Below are 17,811 nucleotides of genomic sequence, written 5' to 3' on the forward strand. Positions count from 1 at the left end.
ATGACCGAGGCCCCCACCTATATTAAGCAGGCACCCAATGGGTGCCTTGTTTTGTGCCCGGAAAACGAGGCCACGGGCATTGCCTATGAGGGCAAGGTGTACGGCCTGCTGGGCCGGGAGGGGCTACCGGATGCGCCCACCATCATGCTGGGGCAGGTGGACGGCGGTGGGGAAATCTGCAAAGCCAGCGAAACCAGCGGGCTTATGTTCGTGACACTCACGGAGGGCGGGCAGATAGACCCCGCGACCGCTGCCGAGCATACCGAGCTTTTCGCCCCATGGGCCTGCCCGGTAAACTACACCACCGGGCAGATACGCCAGCACGGCGGCAGGCTGTATAAATGCCTGCAGGGCCATACCTCCGGGGAGGGCTGGCAACCGGACACAGCCCCCAGCCTTTGGGTGCAGATAGCCGACCCAGCAGAGGAGTGGCCTGCCTGGAGCCAACCCATAGGGGCGTAGGACGCATACCCCCTGGGGGCCAAGGTAAGCCATGGGGAAAAACACTGGCTTTCTACGGCGGACAATAACGTGTGGGAGCCTGGGGTATACGGCTGGGAGGAGGCCCAGGAGGATGGTGTATAAAAGATACATAGCCCGCCGCCGTGCCCGCTTCCAGGGCTTGAGCGGCCCGGTCAATTTGCCCTATGGCACAGCTTTGGAGTGCCGAAAAGTTTATCTGGGCGATGACCCAAATAACTTTGAGTGCTTTCTCTTTTGGAAAAACAAAAAGCTATGCGCCGCCACCTGCCAAAGAGTGAAAGACTACTTTGTCCAGGACGATGACGGGCTGGGCAAGATACGGGGTGACCTTGTAAACCTCATATTGGCCCGCAAAGGCAAGGCGGCGGGGCGGTGGGAAAAGATATGGGCAGACCCGCTTTGTAAGCGTTATAAGCACCCAAAACACAAGGAGCAATGGCTCTGGAACGAGGGCTTTTACAATGCGCCTGTGGAGGATCTGCAGTACATAGCAAGGCTGCTGGGTGTGAAAATTTAGAGAGGAAAAGCTGGGGGTGATTATCCCCCAGCCTTTTTTCATATGAGCAGAAAAGGGGGCGGCCAAAATGGGCAGCTTTTGGCCCGTGTAAAAGGCCTGTAAACCATATAAAAAACGCATTTACAAAGGAGAGATATTTCATGTTGGAAACTTCCAAAGCCGTGGCCATTATGCTGGTGTTCGCTATCCTGGTGCAGTTCCTGGTGGACAGGGTAAAGGACATCGTGGGCGAAAAAGTTATGGGGTATGTCAAGGCCCCGGTATGGGCCGCCCTGCTGGGTGTCCTGTTCGCGTTCCTCTTCCGGCTGGACGTGTTCGCCATGTTCGGCTACACAGCCCAGCTGCCCGCCGTGGCCTATGTTATGACGGGCCTTATCCTGTCCGCAGGCGCTGCGCCTATCCATGAGCTGATTGAAAAGGTGCGGGCGTCCAGGGATACCATTTTACTGCCCGGTGAGATTTTCGAGCCGGAGAAAGGGGTGCGGGATGAGTAACAGCCCTTTATGCTGTATGCGGCAGATAAGCCCCAACCGCAACAGTCCGAGAAACCACAAAATCGACACCATCACCATCCATTGTGTAGTGGGCCAGATGAGCGTGGAGGCCCTGTGTTCCCATTTTAGCAATCCGGGGCTGGGGGCAAGCTGCAATTATGGCATAGGCCCCGATGGCCGCATATGCACCATTGTGGACGAAAGCGACCGCTCCTGGTGCTCCAGCAGCGCCGCAAATGACAACCGGGCCATTACCATTGAGTGCGCAAGCGATGCTTTTTACCCTTACGCCATTAACGCCAACGTCTGGAAATCTTTGGTGGAGCTGTGCGCGGATATCTGTAAGCGCAACTCTATTAAACGGCTGCTGTGGCAGGCAGATAAAGGGCTGGCGGGCCGGATTGACCTACAGAATATGACGGCCCATCGATGGTTTGATAACAAGTCCTGCCCAGGTGATTACCTCTATAGCCGGTATGGGCAGCTGGCAAAAGAGATCAACCAGAAGCTGGTCGGCGCTCCCGCTGGCCCCTTTAAGCCGTATCAGGGCCAGGTCAATGCGGGCGATGGCCTCAACTGCCGCACGGCCCCGGTAAGCGGCCAGGTGCTTAAGGTGTACACGGACGGCGCGGTGGTCACTATTACCAAGGAGGACGGCTGCTGGGGCTACACCGGCGAGGGCTGGGTGTGCCTGGACTACATTAACAAAATCGCCTCGGCTAAAGACCCGGCAACAAAGGAGGAAAGCATCATGGATGGCAAGCGGTTCAAAAAACTCTTTGACGAGATGCGCCAGCAGTGGCGTGACAACGATGCCAGCGCCTACAGTGCCGACGCCCGGAAATGGGCTGTGGAAAATGGCCTGATCGCAGGCAGCAGCTCTAAGGAGTTTAACGGTATGTGGGAAGACCTCGTGACCCGTGAGCAACTGGTAACGGTGCTGTACCGTTTCGCGCAGATGGTGGGGAAAACCTAAAAAGCTGTGCCCTTTGGTAGTCCGCCCGAGGATTCTGCCCCTTAATTTTTTTGAAGGGATGGACTATCTATGGACAGCTTTATGGGCTGGATCGGCGGCAAGCGTATCCTGCGCAAGGCCATTCTGGAGCGCTTCCCCACGGACAAGGTGGAGCGGTATATTGAGGTATTCGGCGGCGCGGCCTGGGTGCTTTTCGCAAAGGAGAAGCAGGCGGGCCAGCTGGAGGTCTATAACGATATCAACGGCGATCTGGTGAACCTGTTTCGTTGTGTAAAGTATCACTGCGGGGAGCTGCAGCGGGAATTTGACTGGCCGCTCTCCTCCAGGGAACAGTTTTTAGATTATGTGGCCCAGGCAAATATGCGTGGGCTTACGGACATCCAGCGGGCCGCCCGGTTTCTGTACCGGGTAAAAATCAGCTTTGGCAAGGCTGGCGAGGACTACGCAACAGACAGCAAGAATGTGTCTAACATTATTCCCCGCTTGGCCCAAGCGCACAAACGCCTGCAGGGGGTAAACATAGAGCGCAAGGACTTTGCAGACCTTATTCGGGTGTATGACCGCAAGGCCGCGCTGTTCTATCTTGACCCGCCCTATATTGGCGCGGAGGCATACTATGACTTTCCTTTTACCCCGGATGACCACCAGCGCTTACGGGCCGCTCTGGAGCCCATTAAGGGCCGTTTTATCCTCTCTTACAATGACTGCCTCGAGGTGCGGGAATTGTATAAGGATTATACTATCGAGAGGATAGAGCGCAGGGAAAACCTGTCCGGGAATGGGGAAAACAAGAAATGCTATGCGGAAGTAATTATCCGAAACTATTAAAAGCGGGAAAAAATCTCATTTTTCGCGATTATTTCCCAAATCTAAGGCAAAGTGCCGGGATACTGGTAAAATATCCCTAAAGGGGTATAAAGGATGATAAAAAATCATCTTTCCAGAATCCTCGGTGAACGCCGCTGGACACAGACAAAGCTGGCAGAAATAACAGGGATACGTAAGTCTACTATAGGTGATCTATACAACGAGATTGCCGAGCGTATCAGTTTCGACCAGCTGGACAGAATCTGCGAGGCTTTAGATTGCGACCTGTCGGAGCTGCTGGAATACATACCAAACCCGCAGCCCCGAACAGGGGAAAACCTGATCCTGGAGGAGCATAGGAACCGCAAGAAAAAGCCAAGCTGATTTGAAGAAAAGAAAGGGCGCTTAAAAGGTTTTTCTTAACCTCTTAAACGCCCTTTCTTTTTCTCAATTTGTTTGCAAAGGTTTCTCGTTTTTTGCGCAAAGCTACAAAGGTGGCAAATCCGCAACCTTACCAGCATTTGTAATTGATATTATGTCTGCTGCTTACGCTGGATGGGCGCAGAGGTTCATCGTTCCGTGCCATTTTCAAGGTGCGTTTCGCCCAGAGATCAATCCTCTATATTCATTTCGTTTTAAGCCAAAATGCCCTTACTTTCCGCTCATAATCTCACGGGCCGGCCACAGTAGCACGATCCCTCCGGCACAGATGAGGGCCGTTGGCCCCCTTCCTTACATCCCCCGGAAATAGACAAAATAGCACATCAGCGTCCGCCAGCAGTCGCTGGGCGCGACCTGCGAATCTGGATTAAGATTAAGTGACGCCTCCCCGGCGTTATCCGCGTCCCAGAAGATCTTTTCACCTACCGCCCAGCGCACAGCCTCACGGCATTCCGCGCTGACCTCATCCGCATCCTTGAAAGCACTCAGGTCGCCGGTGGCCTCGACTTTCTCAAAATGGGACACATAGTTGTAAAGGTACAGCATGAATTTCTCCCGGGTCGCCAGGTATTCCGGGCAAAAATATCCGTTCTCGTTGCCGCTGATAATTCCCAGTTCCGCCGCCCAATCCAGGGCCTCAGAATGGAGCGCAGGATAGGTCCGAAAGATCCTGTCGGTAAAGTGGTTCGGCTCATAAGCTGTAAAGCCCTCCATATCCGAGCGCAGGGCCCGGCCCTCCACACAGGCGATCTGGTAGACCACATCCACGGCGTCCACCCGGTATAGATCCTGATCCGTGAAAATCCCTCTCTCCTGATAACTCAGGGGGCCCTCCCGGGTTTCCATGCCAAAAAACCTGGCCTCCCGGTATACGTGTTCGCAGAGCAAAACCGCCGTGTCAGAAACGCCGGCATTTTTAAACTGGATAGGGATAGCCTGGTTGAGTTTAGCGGAACGCTCCACATATGCGGCGATGACACTGTCCATCTCGATTTTGGGCCCGTCCGTGGCAGGGGCTTGGCAGGCGGGGAGAAGGGCCAGCGCCAAACCCATGGCAACCGCCAGGGCCGCCCGCTTGCTTATGCTATGTTTTGTGCTTTGTTTCATGGTTTTGGCCTCCCAGGGGATGAATTACGTGTAAACCCGCCGGTGCACTCTGCAGAACGGCTAGAAAAAAGCATACACTCCTATGCAACCGTTTCGTAAACAGCTTTTTGAAACGATCAGGTTTTTGTCATGACAACAAATCAAAATCCTACTTCAACTCATCCTGAGAGTTCTACAAATAAATCATACATTTCTTGGAAGTATGCAATTTTACCCACGAACCGTAGGTGGCCCAGATATACTTCAGCATATCTGTCATAAAAGAAATGTATACTTATTGTTCGACAGTTCTTACTATGCCGATCCTGATCCTTAACAGGAAGAGCCTCTTTAAAATATATTTCGATGCTACAGGGAGCGGGCTCACCCTCGTGGGAAGGAATGATAAAGAAATCATACTGGAAGTTGTTGAGATAATCCACCATTTTCGCAATATCTTTTGGTTCGGCCAGAGCGAAAGTTTTATACTTTTTTCCAGAATGTATATAGATTCGAATACTTGCGATGGCGTCCTTATCGAAACAGAAGATACGGTGGCGTAACAGATCCAGTTGGGTAAAACTACCGTTGACGTGTAATGGAGCGAGATAGAACTTATCAAACAGATGTCCCAAGACCAAGAGGAAAACCAGCATCAAAGCAATGCCGGCGAGCATTACGTGTTGTAGGATTTTTCTTTTACGTGGGGGGCGAGAAACAGGAATCAAAGGATGTTCCTCCTAACTCATTATCTAAATGTTAGGGAATACCACTTCCCAATAATCGTTGTGGTCTTCTACGGTGCTTACAGAAAGATAACGCCCGCCAGCGTTTTGGCCATCGCATAAATCTCGGGAATTTTATTTTGTATTACCCTTTTTCAGTGTTCTGTGTGACATTATTTCACTTCAAATGCACAACTGCCCAAATCTCCAAAGCATATCCGATACTGTCCCGGCTGAGCCAATCATCGGAGGGAACAAGGCAGTCGAATACCTCTTCGCCTTGAGTTAGTAGAAAGGTAGACGTTATCGCATGATTGGATGAATAAATATGCAGTGCCCGTCGTCCTCACAATACCAAAGGATCTTTTCGTAAAGATTTTTTGGGTCGATCATCTTCATATCTGGTGGGAGTTCTGCAACCGTTCGCTGAATTTGAAGGGTATCTGTCCCACTTTTTGCTGTTTCGCAGGGAATGTGCCCCATGAATTTGTATGCAATATATGCGGGTGATTCAAAAAAACTATCGGGACACCACATCTCACTGAGCCGCATATATCCAACATCTGCATTTTTCGGAACGGATACGTGAACAGGCGGTCCCCATCTTGCTCTCCTATCAGCCTGCGCAAACAGCCAGCAGGCTGCAGCCAGCAGCAAAACGTTGAACGCCGTACAGACAGCCATAATTCCAGCTTTTCTATTTCCCTTTATATGGCATCCCTCCTTTATAGTCGAACGCTTTTTGCAGTGCGCTCCCACATCTCACAGCCTAAACCATTGGTTACATCTCGCGTTTCACGTTTCTTCTCATTATATTTGTATTATATTACGAGAAGGACGTATTGTCAATGCGCTTTCACTAATAAGAATACGTTTTTTTGGATTTTTTTAGTATTTATTCTTGCATGATTTATCTCATAAATTGAAACACGGATGTAGCCCTCCGCCCTCTAAAATCTGCCAGGACAAAGACTCTTTTTCGGCGGGCCAGAGGGGGTATTGCCGCCCATAAGCCTCCAGGGTGGTGGCGGCGATATGCAGGCGTTGGGCCACGGCGATATCGTTTTTTACAGTTTCGTCTGCCTGCTCCCCGCACCGCTGCTGTGGGGAAAGCCTCTTTGCCAATGCGCACAGTAGGCTGGGTAGAAGTCAAAACATCGGTAATCAGGTCCGTAACCCTCTCCACGTCCTCCCTGCCGTATTCCTCCGCAAGCTGGTCAAAACAAATATTTTCCATCACCTCCTCCCGGCAAGCCTGCCAATCCATCCCATCCGTCATTGGCTGGATAGATGGATTGGTATAGCTCCTTTCAGTCTGATTCTTGTAAGTATAATTACACTCCGGTTTTCCGAAGTCTGCACTTCGGCTTTCCCGAAGTCTTGACTTCTGATTTTTCGAACTCTTGACTTCGGTTTTTCCGAAGTCTGGATTTCGGGCCGGGGAAGTGGGAGGATTTTCAACCTGTGGCGGGATATCCTTGCAGGTAAAACGCTTGACATATACCATGGCTGGCTTTCCCTGCCCCTGCTTGACTCGCTGGATCAGGCCGATGCCCTTGCCAGTGTCCAGTTCGGCCAGCAGCTTGACCGCCTTATCGTTGCCGCAGTTCAGGGCCTCCTTTATCTCGTCCAAAGGATAGTAGATGAACACGCGGTTTTCTTCATCGTACCAGCCGTTCCGGGCGGAAAGGCCCATACGGTCAAGCATAAGGCCATAGAGCAGCTTGGCGTCAGTGGAGACGTGCTTGAACTCCGGGCCCACAATGAGCTGCCGGGGGATACGGTAAAAGCTGAATTGCTCGGATTCCCCGCCGTAGAAATAATCATAGTCAAGGCGGTCTTTCATGGGGAAAACTCCTTTCAAAAATTGATGATATCTAAAAATGGGCATGAAAAAAGGGGCGTTCAAAAAGTTCTGAACGCCCCTAGTGGGAATGTGCTTGTATGGCCGGGATATGCTGGCCTACGAAACACATACAACATACAAGAAAAGGCTCGTTCCTTTTGAAACAAGCCTTTTCTCTCGTGTACCCTGTGGTGGAGATAAGCGGGATCGAACCGCTGACCTCTTGAATGCCATTCAAGCGCTCTCCCAGCTGAGCTATACCCCCAAATTGTTTGTCATACAGAAGTACACTTTATTTTGTTTTAAAACAGGACACTCAAAGAAAACTATCACATTCACTAGCTTGGCGATTTTCTTTAACTCCCTCAGTGCTTGATTATAATACCACATATCTTTGGAAATTGCAAGCCTTTTTTGCAAAAAAAATCGAAAAATTTTTTGCGGGCCAATTTGCCTGGCTTTTAGGCGTCGCCTATGGGCACTTCTACGGTCATGTCTTCCGAGCAGGTCACGCCTTCGTAAAGCGTGGCCCATTGGGGGGCATAAGGGTTTACCCAGGTTTCCCCGGAGGAGGTTTCGTAGCTAACCGCTACGGCCTTTACGCTGACAATGCCCCGGCCTTCCGCAACCGGGTAGCCGTAACCCTCGCCGAAAGTTCCGCCGGGAGCAACAGATATATCAACGTAATCTACCACCCGCAGATAGGCGGGGAATACGGAATCCCGACGGCCGGCAATGGCCACAGGCTGCCCGTCTGCGTCCCAGGCGGCAAAGGCTACTGACAGCCGGGTAATCTCCCCTTGGCTGTTGTTTTGTACCATTGCCTGGAGCATATCGGGATAAAGTGCCTTATAGGTGATATCCTGTACCACATAGTTTGCCGACGTCACCGCCAAGGGCTGGGCCCGCAAAAGGGAATCAAACTGGCTGGCGGTCAGGGTTTCCGTGGGGCCGGAGAGAAGGGGGGCGGATGGCGTAGGGGCGTCGCCTTGGGTTAGGGCCAGTAGTACCAGGGGTACCAGGGCTACGCATAGCAGAAAGCTTACACAAAGACTGAGAAGAAAGCCGCGTTCCTTTTTCATAGAAACCTCCTGGTGGCAGGATTCCTTACCATTATAAAGAAAACGGCAGGGGTTGTCAATGCGCCTGTTTCTCCATGCGGATGGGTAGAAACCAGGCAGGGAGGCAACTTGTAAAAAATTTTGAAAAACCTGCAACCATTTTGGATGTGTCGGGATTCTTATAGGTAAAGAGTGATACGCTCAACAAAAGGAGGAACCACTATGAAAAAGCCTGCTTTCAAAAAAATGATTGCCCTGATGTTGGCCTTGTTGATAAGTTGTATACCCCTGGGGGCGTGCTCGTTAGGTAAGCCTGCGGGGCCCCTGCGTATTTTGCTGGATGTAAGTGACCGCACCATGTACAGCAATACCAGTTATGTTTTTGATAAGCTATTGGAGGAAATCGCGGCGGAGGGTGGCCCGGCGGATGTGGAGGTAGAGTACCTGCCCCGTACTGGGGTAGAGAGGGAAACCGCCATCACCCGGTTGCGCACAGAGATTATGGCCGGGGATGGGCCGGATTTATTTATCATCAGCAGTTGTTACTGGTGGGATGGAGAGAGCCCCGATGACATCCCCTTGTTCCCCATGCCGGAAAAGTCTATGTACAACGGGTTGTTTATGCCTCTGGACAAGTATATGGAGAAGGCAAAATTTGCCCAATGGGGGGACTTTAACCAAACGGTGATGGAGGTGGGCCAAACGGATAAAGGCCAGGTACTGGTACCCCTGTCCTACACCTTCCCTGTTACCTGTTTCCGCCGGACCGAGGCCAACCACGAACCTTCCAAGGATCTGACCTGGGACGATATGTTGGCAGATGGCAGCCTGATTATGAAAGCTGCCGCTGTCCTACAGGGTGGCAGCGACGAGAACCAGATCGGTGGGTTCGGCAACCCGAATTTTGACGCGGTTTTTGGCAAGGTTGCCGACTATAAGGCTGAAGAGTTGCTGTTTACCCAGGAGGAGTTTGCTGAGTACGCCTACAAGCAGCTAGAACTCTATAAGGAAGAAAGCTGGGCTGGCCTGGAACAACTGCCGGAATACTTCCACACCTACGCCCGGCCCTGGTACTATACTTACGGCGACCGCATGGGCGGGGTGCCGCCCTACATCCGCTCCGGGGAGGACCTGACGGTGATCCCCCAGTACAACAAGGACGGCGGCGTCACCGCCACGGTGTTCCACTATGCCTGCGTCAACGCCGGCAGCAAGCGGGGGGAGGACGCCTTCTTTGTGCTGGACTACCTGCTGGGCCGGGGCGCCGTCCGTGCGGACGTGGCCACCGCGGAGGGCGGCTCCTACACCCAGGCCCAGGCCGACTGGCGGCAGGATTTCTACTCCCTGTTCTTCGGCAGCAACGGCGTGCCCATCGACCAGGGGGTGGAATACTTCAACGTACATGAGGGGGTCATCAGCGCACACAACCGCACGGCCCTGGAGCTGGCGGAGCACTGCATCACCGCGGTGAACATCCACGGGAAATTGAATAAGCAGATGGCCTGGATGATGAGCCAGTGCGAAACCATACAGAGTGGCTACGAGGAGGGCAATATAGAGGCGTTAATTGCCGAAACCTACCGGGTAATGCAGATGGAACTGCAAGAGGGATGAGGCCCCTATCATCTATCTATAACCAATCCAAAAGAATAGGAGAGAAAGATATGAAAAGACTGGCTAGCCTTATCCTGATGCTGGTTCTGGCGTGCGCCCCGTTTAGCGGGTGCGGTAATGATGATTTTTTGCCCCCGCCGGAGGGGAAGTGGAATCGGAGGAAATGGAGAGCGGGGTTGAGGAGCCCTTGTCGGCCCTGACCGTGTGCGTGGATCTGTATTGGCAGAACAGCCAATATGTGTTTGAACTGTTGCTGCGGGTACCCGGCAACCAGAAGGAGTTTAACCTGCTGACCGAAACCATCCCGGAGGAGGGGGCCCAGCGGGAAAACGCCCTGACCCGGATACGCACGGAAATCATGGCGGGGAAGGGGCCGGACGTGTTTATCTGCAACAGTTCCCCTCTCCAATCCGGCAAGGACGGGCTGTTCCTCTTCCCCCGGCAGGCGATGGAGAACCGGATTTTCTTGCCGCTGGACGATTACATAGCCCAAGCGGAGCAGATGGAATGGGACAGGCTACAGCCCCAGGTGATGGAGGCCGGCCGCAACGAAGAGGGCCAGTTGCTTGTGCCCCTGACCTATGAGATCGGCATAAAGGCGGTGGAGAAGAGCGGCTATACCCCCTCCTTTGACCGCCCCTCCACCTGGGAGGAAATGGCGGAGAGCAGTGACCCAACCGCCCGGGAACTGGCCCGTAATGTGCTGATGTATGACCCGCTGGGGGATTTAGCCGACTACGAAAACGATACCCTTGCCTATACGGAGGAGGAACTGGTAGCGTATTTTTTGCGTTACGGCGAAATATGGGGGGCCCAGCCCAAAGGCGCAGCGGAGATTTTGCATCTGTATGTAGGGGAGGGCAGCCTACGCGCAAGCGGCTCCGACCCCATTGACCTGCGGGATACGGATTACTGGATGCTTTCCGGCTATAACCGGCAGGGAGGCGTTACGGCTACGGTAGCCTCCTTTGCAGGTATTAACCGCAATACCCTGTACCCGGAGGAGGCGTTCCGGGTGATTGACACCCTGTTGGAAAAGCGGAACCAGTCCAACAGCGCCGTTTACAAGTACCTGCAAGGCCTGCCGGTGCATATGGACCTGGGGACGATGGAGGCCATGCTCCACGGCCAGTACATGAATGAGTGGAACCTCCAGCAGTTTACCCAGTTGCGGGAGGAGATCAACGTAGTGAAATTTGGCACCGCGCTGGAACTGGTCTTGTGTGATGCCTGGCGTCGGGATGCGGAAGAGGAAGAGTTGCGGGAAAATGTACATGAAAGCTGTACGAAAATGAACATGATGCTGGCAGAGAGTTAATTCCCTTTAGCCGAAAATAAAAAGAGGAGTGTAATCCCATGAAAAAACTACTATGCTTTATGCTGACGCTGGCCCTGCTGTGCGCCCCCTTTGCCGGCTGCGGCAACGACGACTTTTTGCCCCCGCCGGAGGACGGGAGCAGGGAAGAGAGTTCATCCCAACAGGAGGATGAGAAGGACAAGGAGGATAAAAAGGACAGCCGCCCGGAGGTAATCGTCTGCCTGGACCTGATACGGACCTATAATATCAGTAATGACCTGAATGACATCCTAAAAGAGATGGAGGGTTACAAAAAGGGGTTCAAGGTCACCATGGACCTGGTGCCCGGCGAGGGGGGAGAGCGGGAATCCACCCTCACCCGCATCCGCACGGAGATGATGAGCGGCGGGGGACCGGATGTGTTCTTCTGCGCCTGCGCCCGGCCGGGGACAGAGTTCTTCCCCCAGGAGGAGCAAGGCCTCTTCCACTACCCCAAGGCCCTGATGGAGCGGAATATGTTCCTGCCCTTGGACGGCTATATGGAAAGCGCCCAACAGATGGACACGGCGGGGATGTACCCACAGATCCTGGACGCGGGCAAGGACAGCCAGGGCCGGCAGCAGTTGCTGCCCATGGGCTGGACTACCAATGTGTTGATGGTGGACAAGGATAAATACAACCCCAGCGTCCAACTGCCCATAACTTGGGAAGAAATGCTGGCAAGCGATGATCCTGCACTGCAAAACGCTGTCTGGTCCAACTATTTTGGGGGCTCCTTGGGGCAGTTGGCCGATTACAGTAAGGATGAGCCCTCTTTCACCCTGGAGGAACTGTCCGCCCACCTGGAGGCCGCGGCCCAAAACCTGGAGCAGCGGATGAACGGGGAGATCGACAGCATGATGGCGGACGGGGAGCCCTACGCCATACCCGGCGATGCCATCGGCCGGCCCAACCCCTCCTGGTTCTGCCGCCAGCGCCCGGACGCGTACTTAATCCCCCAGTACAACCGCCACGGCGGGGCCACCGCCTGGATTACCGCCTTTGCCGCGGTGAACGCCAATACCCGGCAGCCGGAATTGGCCTTCCGGGTGGTGGACACAGTGCTCAGCCGGGACAATCAACAGAACAGCCAGCTATATAGTTGGATAAAGGGGATGCCCGTGTACAGGGAACTGCTCCGGGAGGACTATCCGGTAAACGAGCCCTACCAGTACCACGGCATCGACCACAAGACCTGGCGCCTCAGCGACTGGAACCATGACCAGTTGGATATGGTGGTAGAGCAGATGACGGATGTGGACTTCTACACCCCTTTGAACCATGAGCTATGCCAGTTGTATGACGCGTACAACAAGGAGAGTGACCCACAAAAGCGGGAGAGCCTGGTAAAAGAAAAGTATACCACGATACAAATGCTGCTGGCGGAGAGCTGAACCGGCCTGCAATCAACCAAAAAAGAACAGGAGTGTTGACCTATGAAAAAACTGCTTTGCCTTATGCTGATGCTGGCCCTGCTGTGCGCCCCCTTCGCCGGGTGCGGAAACGATGACTTCCTGCCCCCGCCGGAAAGTATATCCGAGCCGGAAAGCACCCCAGAGGGCGAGAGCTCCGGCACGGAGGACATCACCAAGCTGCCGGTGCTGAATATCTGCGTGGATGGCTTTTTTGGCGCCGGCAGCCTGAACCGGGCGCTGGAGCAGGTGCCCGGCAATGGACGGGAGTTCTTGCCCATTGTGGAGCGGGTGGCCGTAGAGGGCCCGGAGCGGGAAACGACCCTCACCCGCCTGCGCACCGAACTGATGGCCGGAGCCGGCCCAGACCTGTTCATTTGCCGGTGCGATACACAATTTGGGACAAAGCCCCTGTTTCCCTTTCCCCGGCTGGCCATGAAGAACCGGCTCTTCCTGCCCTTGGATAGCTACCTCCAGGAGGCCCGGTACATGGAGTGGGACCACCTGCTGCCGGTGATTATGGAGGCGGGCCGGGATGAGGAGGGCCAGCAGGTGCTGCCCCTGCTGTACCAGATGCCGGTGACCTTCTTCCCCAAAGGGAACCCGGACTACGCCCTCTTTGCACCGCTGCCGGAAAATTACCAGGAGCTGCTGGACAGCGACGATCCGGTGCTCCGGTTTGTGGCGGCGGACAGCACGCAGTATGACAGCATCTTTGGAGAGCTCGTCGACTACGACAAGGGCGAGCCCACCTTTACCGAGGAGGAGCTGCTGGAACAGGTGCTGCGGGCCAGGGAGAGCCTTCACCAACGGCAGAAGGGGGAGTTCCCGGCCTTTACCTGGCAGCTCGAGGAACAGGGAATGTACGTTGCCAATGAGGACATTGGCTCCTGTAATTTTCTGTTCGGCTTTTTAAGCGAAATGCCCGTGGATACTGAGGACTACACCCTGGTGCCCCTTTGCAGCCGGCAGGGGGGCGTTACGGCCACCATCACCGAGTTTATGGCCATCAACCGTAACAGCGCCCAGCCGGAAATTGCCTTCCGGGTCATGGACTGGCTTATGTCCGACCAGGCGCAAAGCAGCTCCTTTGTGCTGGCGGAGCGCAGCGACGGCATCACCCCCAACTTTGAACTGGGGCAGAAGGACGAGGCGCATCGGGACACCAGCACCTGGCAGAACGGCCGGGGCATGAACAGCGGCAACTTTGCCCAGTTGCGGGAGATTCAGGGGAAGATCAGCGCGGTCAATTTTTATACGGCGGCCAATGAGCTGGGTTACTCGGAAGAGGTGGACCCAACCCGGGCGGAAACGACCCAGGAAGAAATTGAGAAGATGGTCCACGAAAACTATATGGAGTTACAGATGATGCTGGCGGAAAGCTGAAAAGTGGCACGGGCCATGGGGCCTACCATTACGTTATGGAAACAGAAAAGTGGGAGTGATGAAGATGAAACGATCGAAAACGGCTTTGCAGGGCTGGTTACTGGTGATGCCCCTGCTGTTGGGCTGCCTGCTGTTCTATGCTATCCCTTTTGTATTGGTGGTGCAGTATTCCCTTAGTGCCGGCAGCGGCAGAGCCAGCAGCTTTGTGGGGACCATCAACTACCAGGACGTGACAGGCAACGGAATGTTCCGGTTGGCCTTCGGCAACACCATGCGCTTTCTGGCAGCGGCACTACCGATGATTATGGTGCTTGCCTATGCGATCGCCCTGTTGATGCAAAAGCACGCCAGCAAGCATAAGTTGTTGAAATCGGTGTTTTTGTTCCCGTACATTATGCCTGTGGTGGGGGCTGTGATCTTGGTGGAACTGCTTTTTGGGGGCAGTGGGCTGGTACCCGGCCTTGCCAATGCCTTGGGCCTGCCCCTGGTGGATTGGCTGGGTGGGCCCGCAGCCTTCGGCGTGGTGCTACTGCTGTATCTCTGGAAGAATACCGGCTACAGCGTAATCCTGTTGCTGGCAGGGCTGGTCACAATCCCGGAGGAGCAATACTCCGCGGCTGACCTGGATGGGGCCTCCGGCTGGCAGAAGTTTTATTACATCACCACACCACAAATGTGGTATTCGGTGTTCTTTGCCATTATTTTCTCGTTGATCAACGCGTTTAAATGTTTCCGGGAGATATTCTTGATTGGCGGAACCCACCCCAATGAGAATATTTATATGCTACAGCACTTCCTGAATAACAGCTTTGAGAACCTGAACTACGCCAAGCTTTCGGTGGCATCGGTGCTGCTGCTGGTGGCGGTACTGGTAGTGTTTGCGGTGTTTTACGTGTTTGTCCGTAGGAAGGAGGCGTTCCGGGCGTGAAAAAGGTTTCATATGTCAGCGGCTTTTTTGCATTCCTTTTGGCGTTTATCTCCATTGCGCCGTTTGCCTATGTGCTGGCTCTCAGTTTCCTGCCCGCCGGCGGGGGCATAACCTTTGGTTACTACTATGATGTGTTTTTAGGTACGTCCCAGTACCTGCTGCGGTTCTGGAAGAGCATGGGCATTTGCCTTTGCATTGTGGCAGGGCAGTTGGTGGTGTCGGTGCTGGCCGGATACGGGTTTGCCAAATGCCAATTTAAGGGCCGGGACACCTTGTTGTTTGTGCTGATGATCCTGATGGTGCTCCCCCTGCAAGTGACCTTGGCTCCTAACTACATAATGCTGGACAGGCTTGGCCTGCTGGATACCTATGCGGCCCTGGCGCTCCCTTCCATCTTCGTTCCCTTGGGCACGTTTGTGTTGACCCAGAGTTTCAAGTCGGTGGGCGATGATATCATCGACGCGGCGAAACTGGATGGGTGCGGGCTGTTCCGGCTGCTTGCCAAAGTAATCTTACCCATGAACACCAGCGGGTTGGTGTGCGTGACCTTGCTCTCGTTTTTGGACGGGTGGAATATGGTGGAGCAGCCGATTGCCTACATCAAGGATTTTGTGCGGTATCCTATTTCTGTGGCCCTGGCCTATGTGCCGCCAGCGGACCCCACCCTACAACTGGTGTGCTGTATTTTGGTGGTGCTGCCGCCGCTGTTTTTGTTCACCTACTTTAACCGGGAGCTGGTTGAAGGTATCGTGCTGGCAGAGATGAAGTGAAGGAGGGGATAGCATGAAAAAGAAAGCGCTCTGCACGTTTATACTGGTCTTTTGGATGCTGGTTGCCTGTACTTTTATGTCCATGCGGGTGGAGGAACTGATGATCCCGCAGGTGACGGTGCTGGAGCTGGAGTTCGGCCATCAGGCGCTGCCCATAGACTGTGTGATGTTTGACGAGATGGGCCCCCACCTTTACAATGTGTATGAGGGCACTGGCTGGGAGGCGGGGGTACGGGTGATGGAGCTGCAGCAGGGGACATACTACCTAAACCCGGAGGAAAGGAAGGTGGTGGTGTCAGACAACGCTTTTGGTTCGAAGTACGTACAGTATGCCTCTAAGCCCTTGGAACCCGGTGAACTGGTGGACGTGCGGAGGGGGAGTGAGAAACAGCCGGATCATTGGCTGGCAGTGTTCCCGGATGGAATACCTGCCTTGGAGGGGTTAGCGGAAGGTATTACCCTGGAGGAACAGAGCAGTACCGTCCTGCTGCTTGCGGTGGAATCGGCACAGATCCCCTACATGGACGGCCGGGCTAGGTATATGGTGCCACAACTGGAGCAGGCCACGGTGTATAGCTTTGCCGAGATGCAGAAGTTCCTGGAAAACCTGCCTTATGTGGGGATGGTGTTGGGGATGCTGGTTGCGGCAGTGGTGCTGTGGGGATGCTCCTGCTTTATGGCAAAGGAGGCCAGGAAGTTCCGGATGGGCCTGCTGGTGAACCTGGGGCTAGGTCTGCTGTTATTGGTTGGGATGTTTTTCGCCCTACGCACTTTGGAGCTGCCTTCTTCTTTGTTGCCACGGGAGCAGATCACCCAGTTCGGCCACTTTTTCAAGGAATACGACCAGTTTTTCGGTGCATTAAAGACCTTTGCCCCTCCAGCGGCAGAAACCGGCTTTTTGGCGCCTAACCTGCCGCAAAGTGACGCGGCAAGAGCGTTGATCGACTACAAAAACAGTGTCATCATGCGCCCTTTCCTCTTTATTATACTGGGGATGGCGGTCCCAGCCATGGTGGTACTGGTAGAACGTGGCGTAGTTTACTGGCGCAACCTGCCCCGGCTTAGGTAGGCCAGGACAAAGCGGTAGGCTTGCAATTTTGGGCAGGGCATGGTATGATAGCCGCAGCATGAAAAAGGAGTGAAGGCAATGGGGAACCAATACGATGACAAAGCGTTCTTTTCACAATACACAGAGATGCCCCGCAGCAGGCAGGGGCTTTCTGCCGCAGGGGAATGGAAACAACTGGAGCCGCTGTTCCCGCCCCTTGCAGGGCAACGGGTGCTGGATCTGGGCTGTGGGTTTGGCTGGCATTGTGCCTTTGCGGCCCGGCAAGGGGCAGCAAAAGTACTGGGCATCGACTTGAGCGAGAGAATGTTGGAGGAAGCGCGCCGCCGGAACCCCCACCCCTGTGTGGACTACCGGGCCTGCGGCATACTGGACTACGAGTACCCGGCAGAGTGTTGGGACCTGGTGGTTTCTAACCTGGCACTGCACTATGTGGAGGACTTGGATCGGGTGTTCCGGCAGGTGTATGGTACGTTGGCACCGGGCGGGGTATTCCTTTTTAATATCGAGCACCCGGTGTTTACGGCAGGGGTAGGGCAGGATTGGATCTACGCACCGGATGGTAAGCCCCTATACTGGCCGGTAGACGGCTACTTTACCCCCGGCGAACGGCATACCCGGTTTCTGGGGTGCGATGTAGTGAAACAGCACCACACCTTAGGGCAAATTTTCGGGGGGCTGCTGCGGGCCGGGTTTGTCCTACAAGCGGTGGAGGAGGCCCAGCCTCCGGTGGAGATGTTGGATCAGCCCGGTATGGTAGACGAGTTGCGCCGGCCCATGATGCTGCTGGTAAAAGCAGCGAAAGCGCAGAATTGACGGCACAGGTTTTGCCGAAAAAACTTTTTTTAAAAAACCTATTGACA

The 17,811-nt window shown here is 54.2% G+C and carries 19 protein-coding genes and 1 tRNA gene; 14 read left to right on the top strand and 6 right to left on the bottom strand.

The genetic code is table 11. The features are described from left to right. From U8U01_RS02350 to U8U01_RS02375, 6 genes are all read left to right on the top strand, one after another. On the top strand, nucleotides 1-462 hold a 462-nt coding region (locus U8U01_RS02350; RefSeq protein WP_322169865.1), incomplete at its 5' end, for a carbohydrate-binding protein. A gap of 112 nt (nucleotides 463-574) precedes the next feature. Continuing rightward, nucleotides 575-1,000, top strand: coding sequence for an isoaspartyl peptidase (locus U8U01_RS02355; protein ID WP_322169867.1), 426 nt, complete (start codon nucleotides 575-577; stop codon nucleotides 998-1,000). Between the two features lie 140 nt (nucleotides 1,001-1,140). Continuing rightward, nucleotides 1,141-1,494 carry a hypothetical protein gene (locus U8U01_RS02360; RefSeq protein ID WP_322169869.1) on the top strand — a complete coding sequence of 118 codons (354 nt, stop codon included), beginning with the start codon at nucleotides 1,141-1,143 and terminating at the stop codon, nucleotides 1,492-1,494. Beyond that, nucleotides 1,487-2,470 (top strand): N-acetylmuramoyl-L-alanine amidase, encoded by a 984-nt coding sequence (locus tag U8U01_RS02365; RefSeq protein WP_322169871.1) that lies wholly within the window; start codon nucleotides 1,487-1,489, stop codon nucleotides 2,468-2,470. Before U8U01_RS02360 ends, U8U01_RS02365 begins: the two co-directional genes overlap by 8 nt. 69 nt (nucleotides 2,471-2,539) lie before the next feature. Next, entirely contained in the window at nucleotides 2,540-3,298 is a 759-nt protein-coding gene (locus U8U01_RS02370) for a DNA adenine methylase (RefSeq protein ID WP_322169873.1), read from the top strand. A gap of 93 nt (nucleotides 3,299-3,391) precedes the next feature. Continuing rightward, nucleotides 3,392-3,661 carry a helix-turn-helix domain-containing protein gene (locus U8U01_RS02375; RefSeq protein WP_322169875.1) on the top strand — a complete coding sequence of 90 codons (270 nt, stop codon included), beginning with the start codon at nucleotides 3,392-3,394 and terminating at the stop codon, nucleotides 3,659-3,661. A 348-nt stretch (nucleotides 3,662-4,009) separates the two neighbouring features. Here the strand turns inward: U8U01_RS02375 and U8U01_RS02380 are convergent, their stop codons facing one another. From U8U01_RS02380 to U8U01_RS02405, 6 genes are all read right to left on the bottom strand, one after another. Further along, nucleotides 4,010-4,825, bottom strand: a complete 816-nt coding sequence (locus U8U01_RS02380) for an S-layer homology domain-containing protein (protein WP_322169878.1) — start codon at nucleotides 4,823-4,825, stop codon at nucleotides 4,010-4,012. A 158-nt stretch (nucleotides 4,826-4,983) separates the two neighbouring features. Beyond that, nucleotides 4,984-5,532, bottom strand: coding sequence for a hypothetical protein (locus tag U8U01_RS02385; protein WP_322169881.1), 549 nt, complete (start codon nucleotides 5,530-5,532; stop codon nucleotides 4,984-4,986). Nucleotides 5,533-5,832: 300 nt separating this feature from the next. After that, complete coding sequence (locus U8U01_RS02390) at nucleotides 5,833-6,213, bottom strand: hypothetical protein (RefSeq protein WP_322169884.1); 381 nt, start codon at nucleotides 6,211-6,213, stop codon at nucleotides 5,833-5,835. Between the two features lie 226 nt (nucleotides 6,214-6,439). Further along, on the bottom strand, nucleotides 6,440-7,375 hold the full coding sequence (locus U8U01_RS02395) for a replication initiator protein A (RefSeq protein WP_322169887.1): 936 nt from the start codon (nucleotides 7,373-7,375) through the stop codon (nucleotides 6,440-6,442). A gap of 189 nt (nucleotides 7,376-7,564) precedes the next feature. Further along, nucleotides 7,565-7,640 (bottom strand) — tRNA-Ala (locus tag U8U01_RS02400). 196 nt (nucleotides 7,641-7,836) lie between these two features. After that, the gene (locus tag U8U01_RS02405; RefSeq protein WP_322169891.1) at nucleotides 7,837-8,457 is read right to left on the bottom strand and encodes a DUF5780 domain-containing protein; all 621 of its coding nucleotides are present in this window, start codon (nucleotides 8,455-8,457) and stop codon (nucleotides 7,837-7,839) included. 201 nt (nucleotides 8,458-8,658) lie between these two features. On the opposite strand from U8U01_RS02405, the gene U8U01_RS02410 reads away from it, so the two are divergent. From U8U01_RS02410 to U8U01_RS02445, 8 genes are all read left to right on the top strand, one after another. Further along, nucleotides 8,659-10,050 carry an ABC transporter substrate-binding protein gene (locus tag U8U01_RS02410; RefSeq protein ID WP_322169894.1) on the top strand — a complete coding sequence of 464 codons (1,392 nt, stop codon included), beginning with the start codon at nucleotides 8,659-8,661 and terminating at the stop codon, nucleotides 10,048-10,050. 163 nt (nucleotides 10,051-10,213) lie between these two features. Continuing rightward, nucleotides 10,214-11,368, top strand: a complete 1,155-nt coding sequence (locus tag U8U01_RS02415; RefSeq protein WP_322169897.1) for a hypothetical protein — start codon at nucleotides 10,214-10,216, stop codon at nucleotides 11,366-11,368. 38 nt (nucleotides 11,369-11,406) lie between these two features. Continuing rightward, nucleotides 11,407-12,780, top strand: a complete 1,374-nt coding sequence (locus U8U01_RS02420) for a hypothetical protein (protein ID WP_322169899.1) — start codon at nucleotides 11,407-11,409, stop codon at nucleotides 12,778-12,780. A 42-nt stretch (nucleotides 12,781-12,822) separates the two neighbouring features. Further along, nucleotides 12,823-14,184, top strand: coding sequence for a hypothetical protein (locus tag U8U01_RS02425; protein ID WP_322169901.1), 1,362 nt, complete (start codon nucleotides 12,823-12,825; stop codon nucleotides 14,182-14,184). A 64-nt stretch (nucleotides 14,185-14,248) separates the two neighbouring features. Next, entirely contained in the window at nucleotides 14,249-15,112 is an 864-nt protein-coding gene (locus tag U8U01_RS02430; RefSeq protein WP_322169904.1) for a carbohydrate ABC transporter permease, read from the top strand. Beyond that, on the top strand, nucleotides 15,109-15,882 hold the full coding sequence (locus U8U01_RS02435; protein ID WP_322169907.1) for a carbohydrate ABC transporter permease: 774 nt from the start codon (nucleotides 15,109-15,111) through the stop codon (nucleotides 15,880-15,882). Before U8U01_RS02430 ends, U8U01_RS02435 begins: the two co-directional genes overlap by 4 nt. Before the next feature lie 13 nt (nucleotides 15,883-15,895). Next, entirely contained in the window at nucleotides 15,896-16,951 is a 1,056-nt protein-coding gene (locus U8U01_RS02440; RefSeq protein WP_322169910.1) for a hypothetical protein, read from the top strand. Nucleotides 16,952-17,029: 78 nt separating this feature from the next. Further along, nucleotides 17,030-17,764 (top strand): class I SAM-dependent methyltransferase, encoded by a 735-nt coding sequence (locus tag U8U01_RS02445; protein WP_322169912.1) that lies wholly within the window; start codon nucleotides 17,030-17,032, stop codon nucleotides 17,762-17,764. Nucleotides 17,765-17,811 lie beyond the last annotated feature (47 nt).

The sequence above is a fragment of the Acutalibacter caecimuris genome (genome assembly GCF_034335085.1).
In the GTDB taxonomy this organism is placed as follows: Bacteria; Bacillota; Clostridia; order Oscillospirales; family Acutalibacteraceae; genus Acutalibacter; species Acutalibacter caecimuris.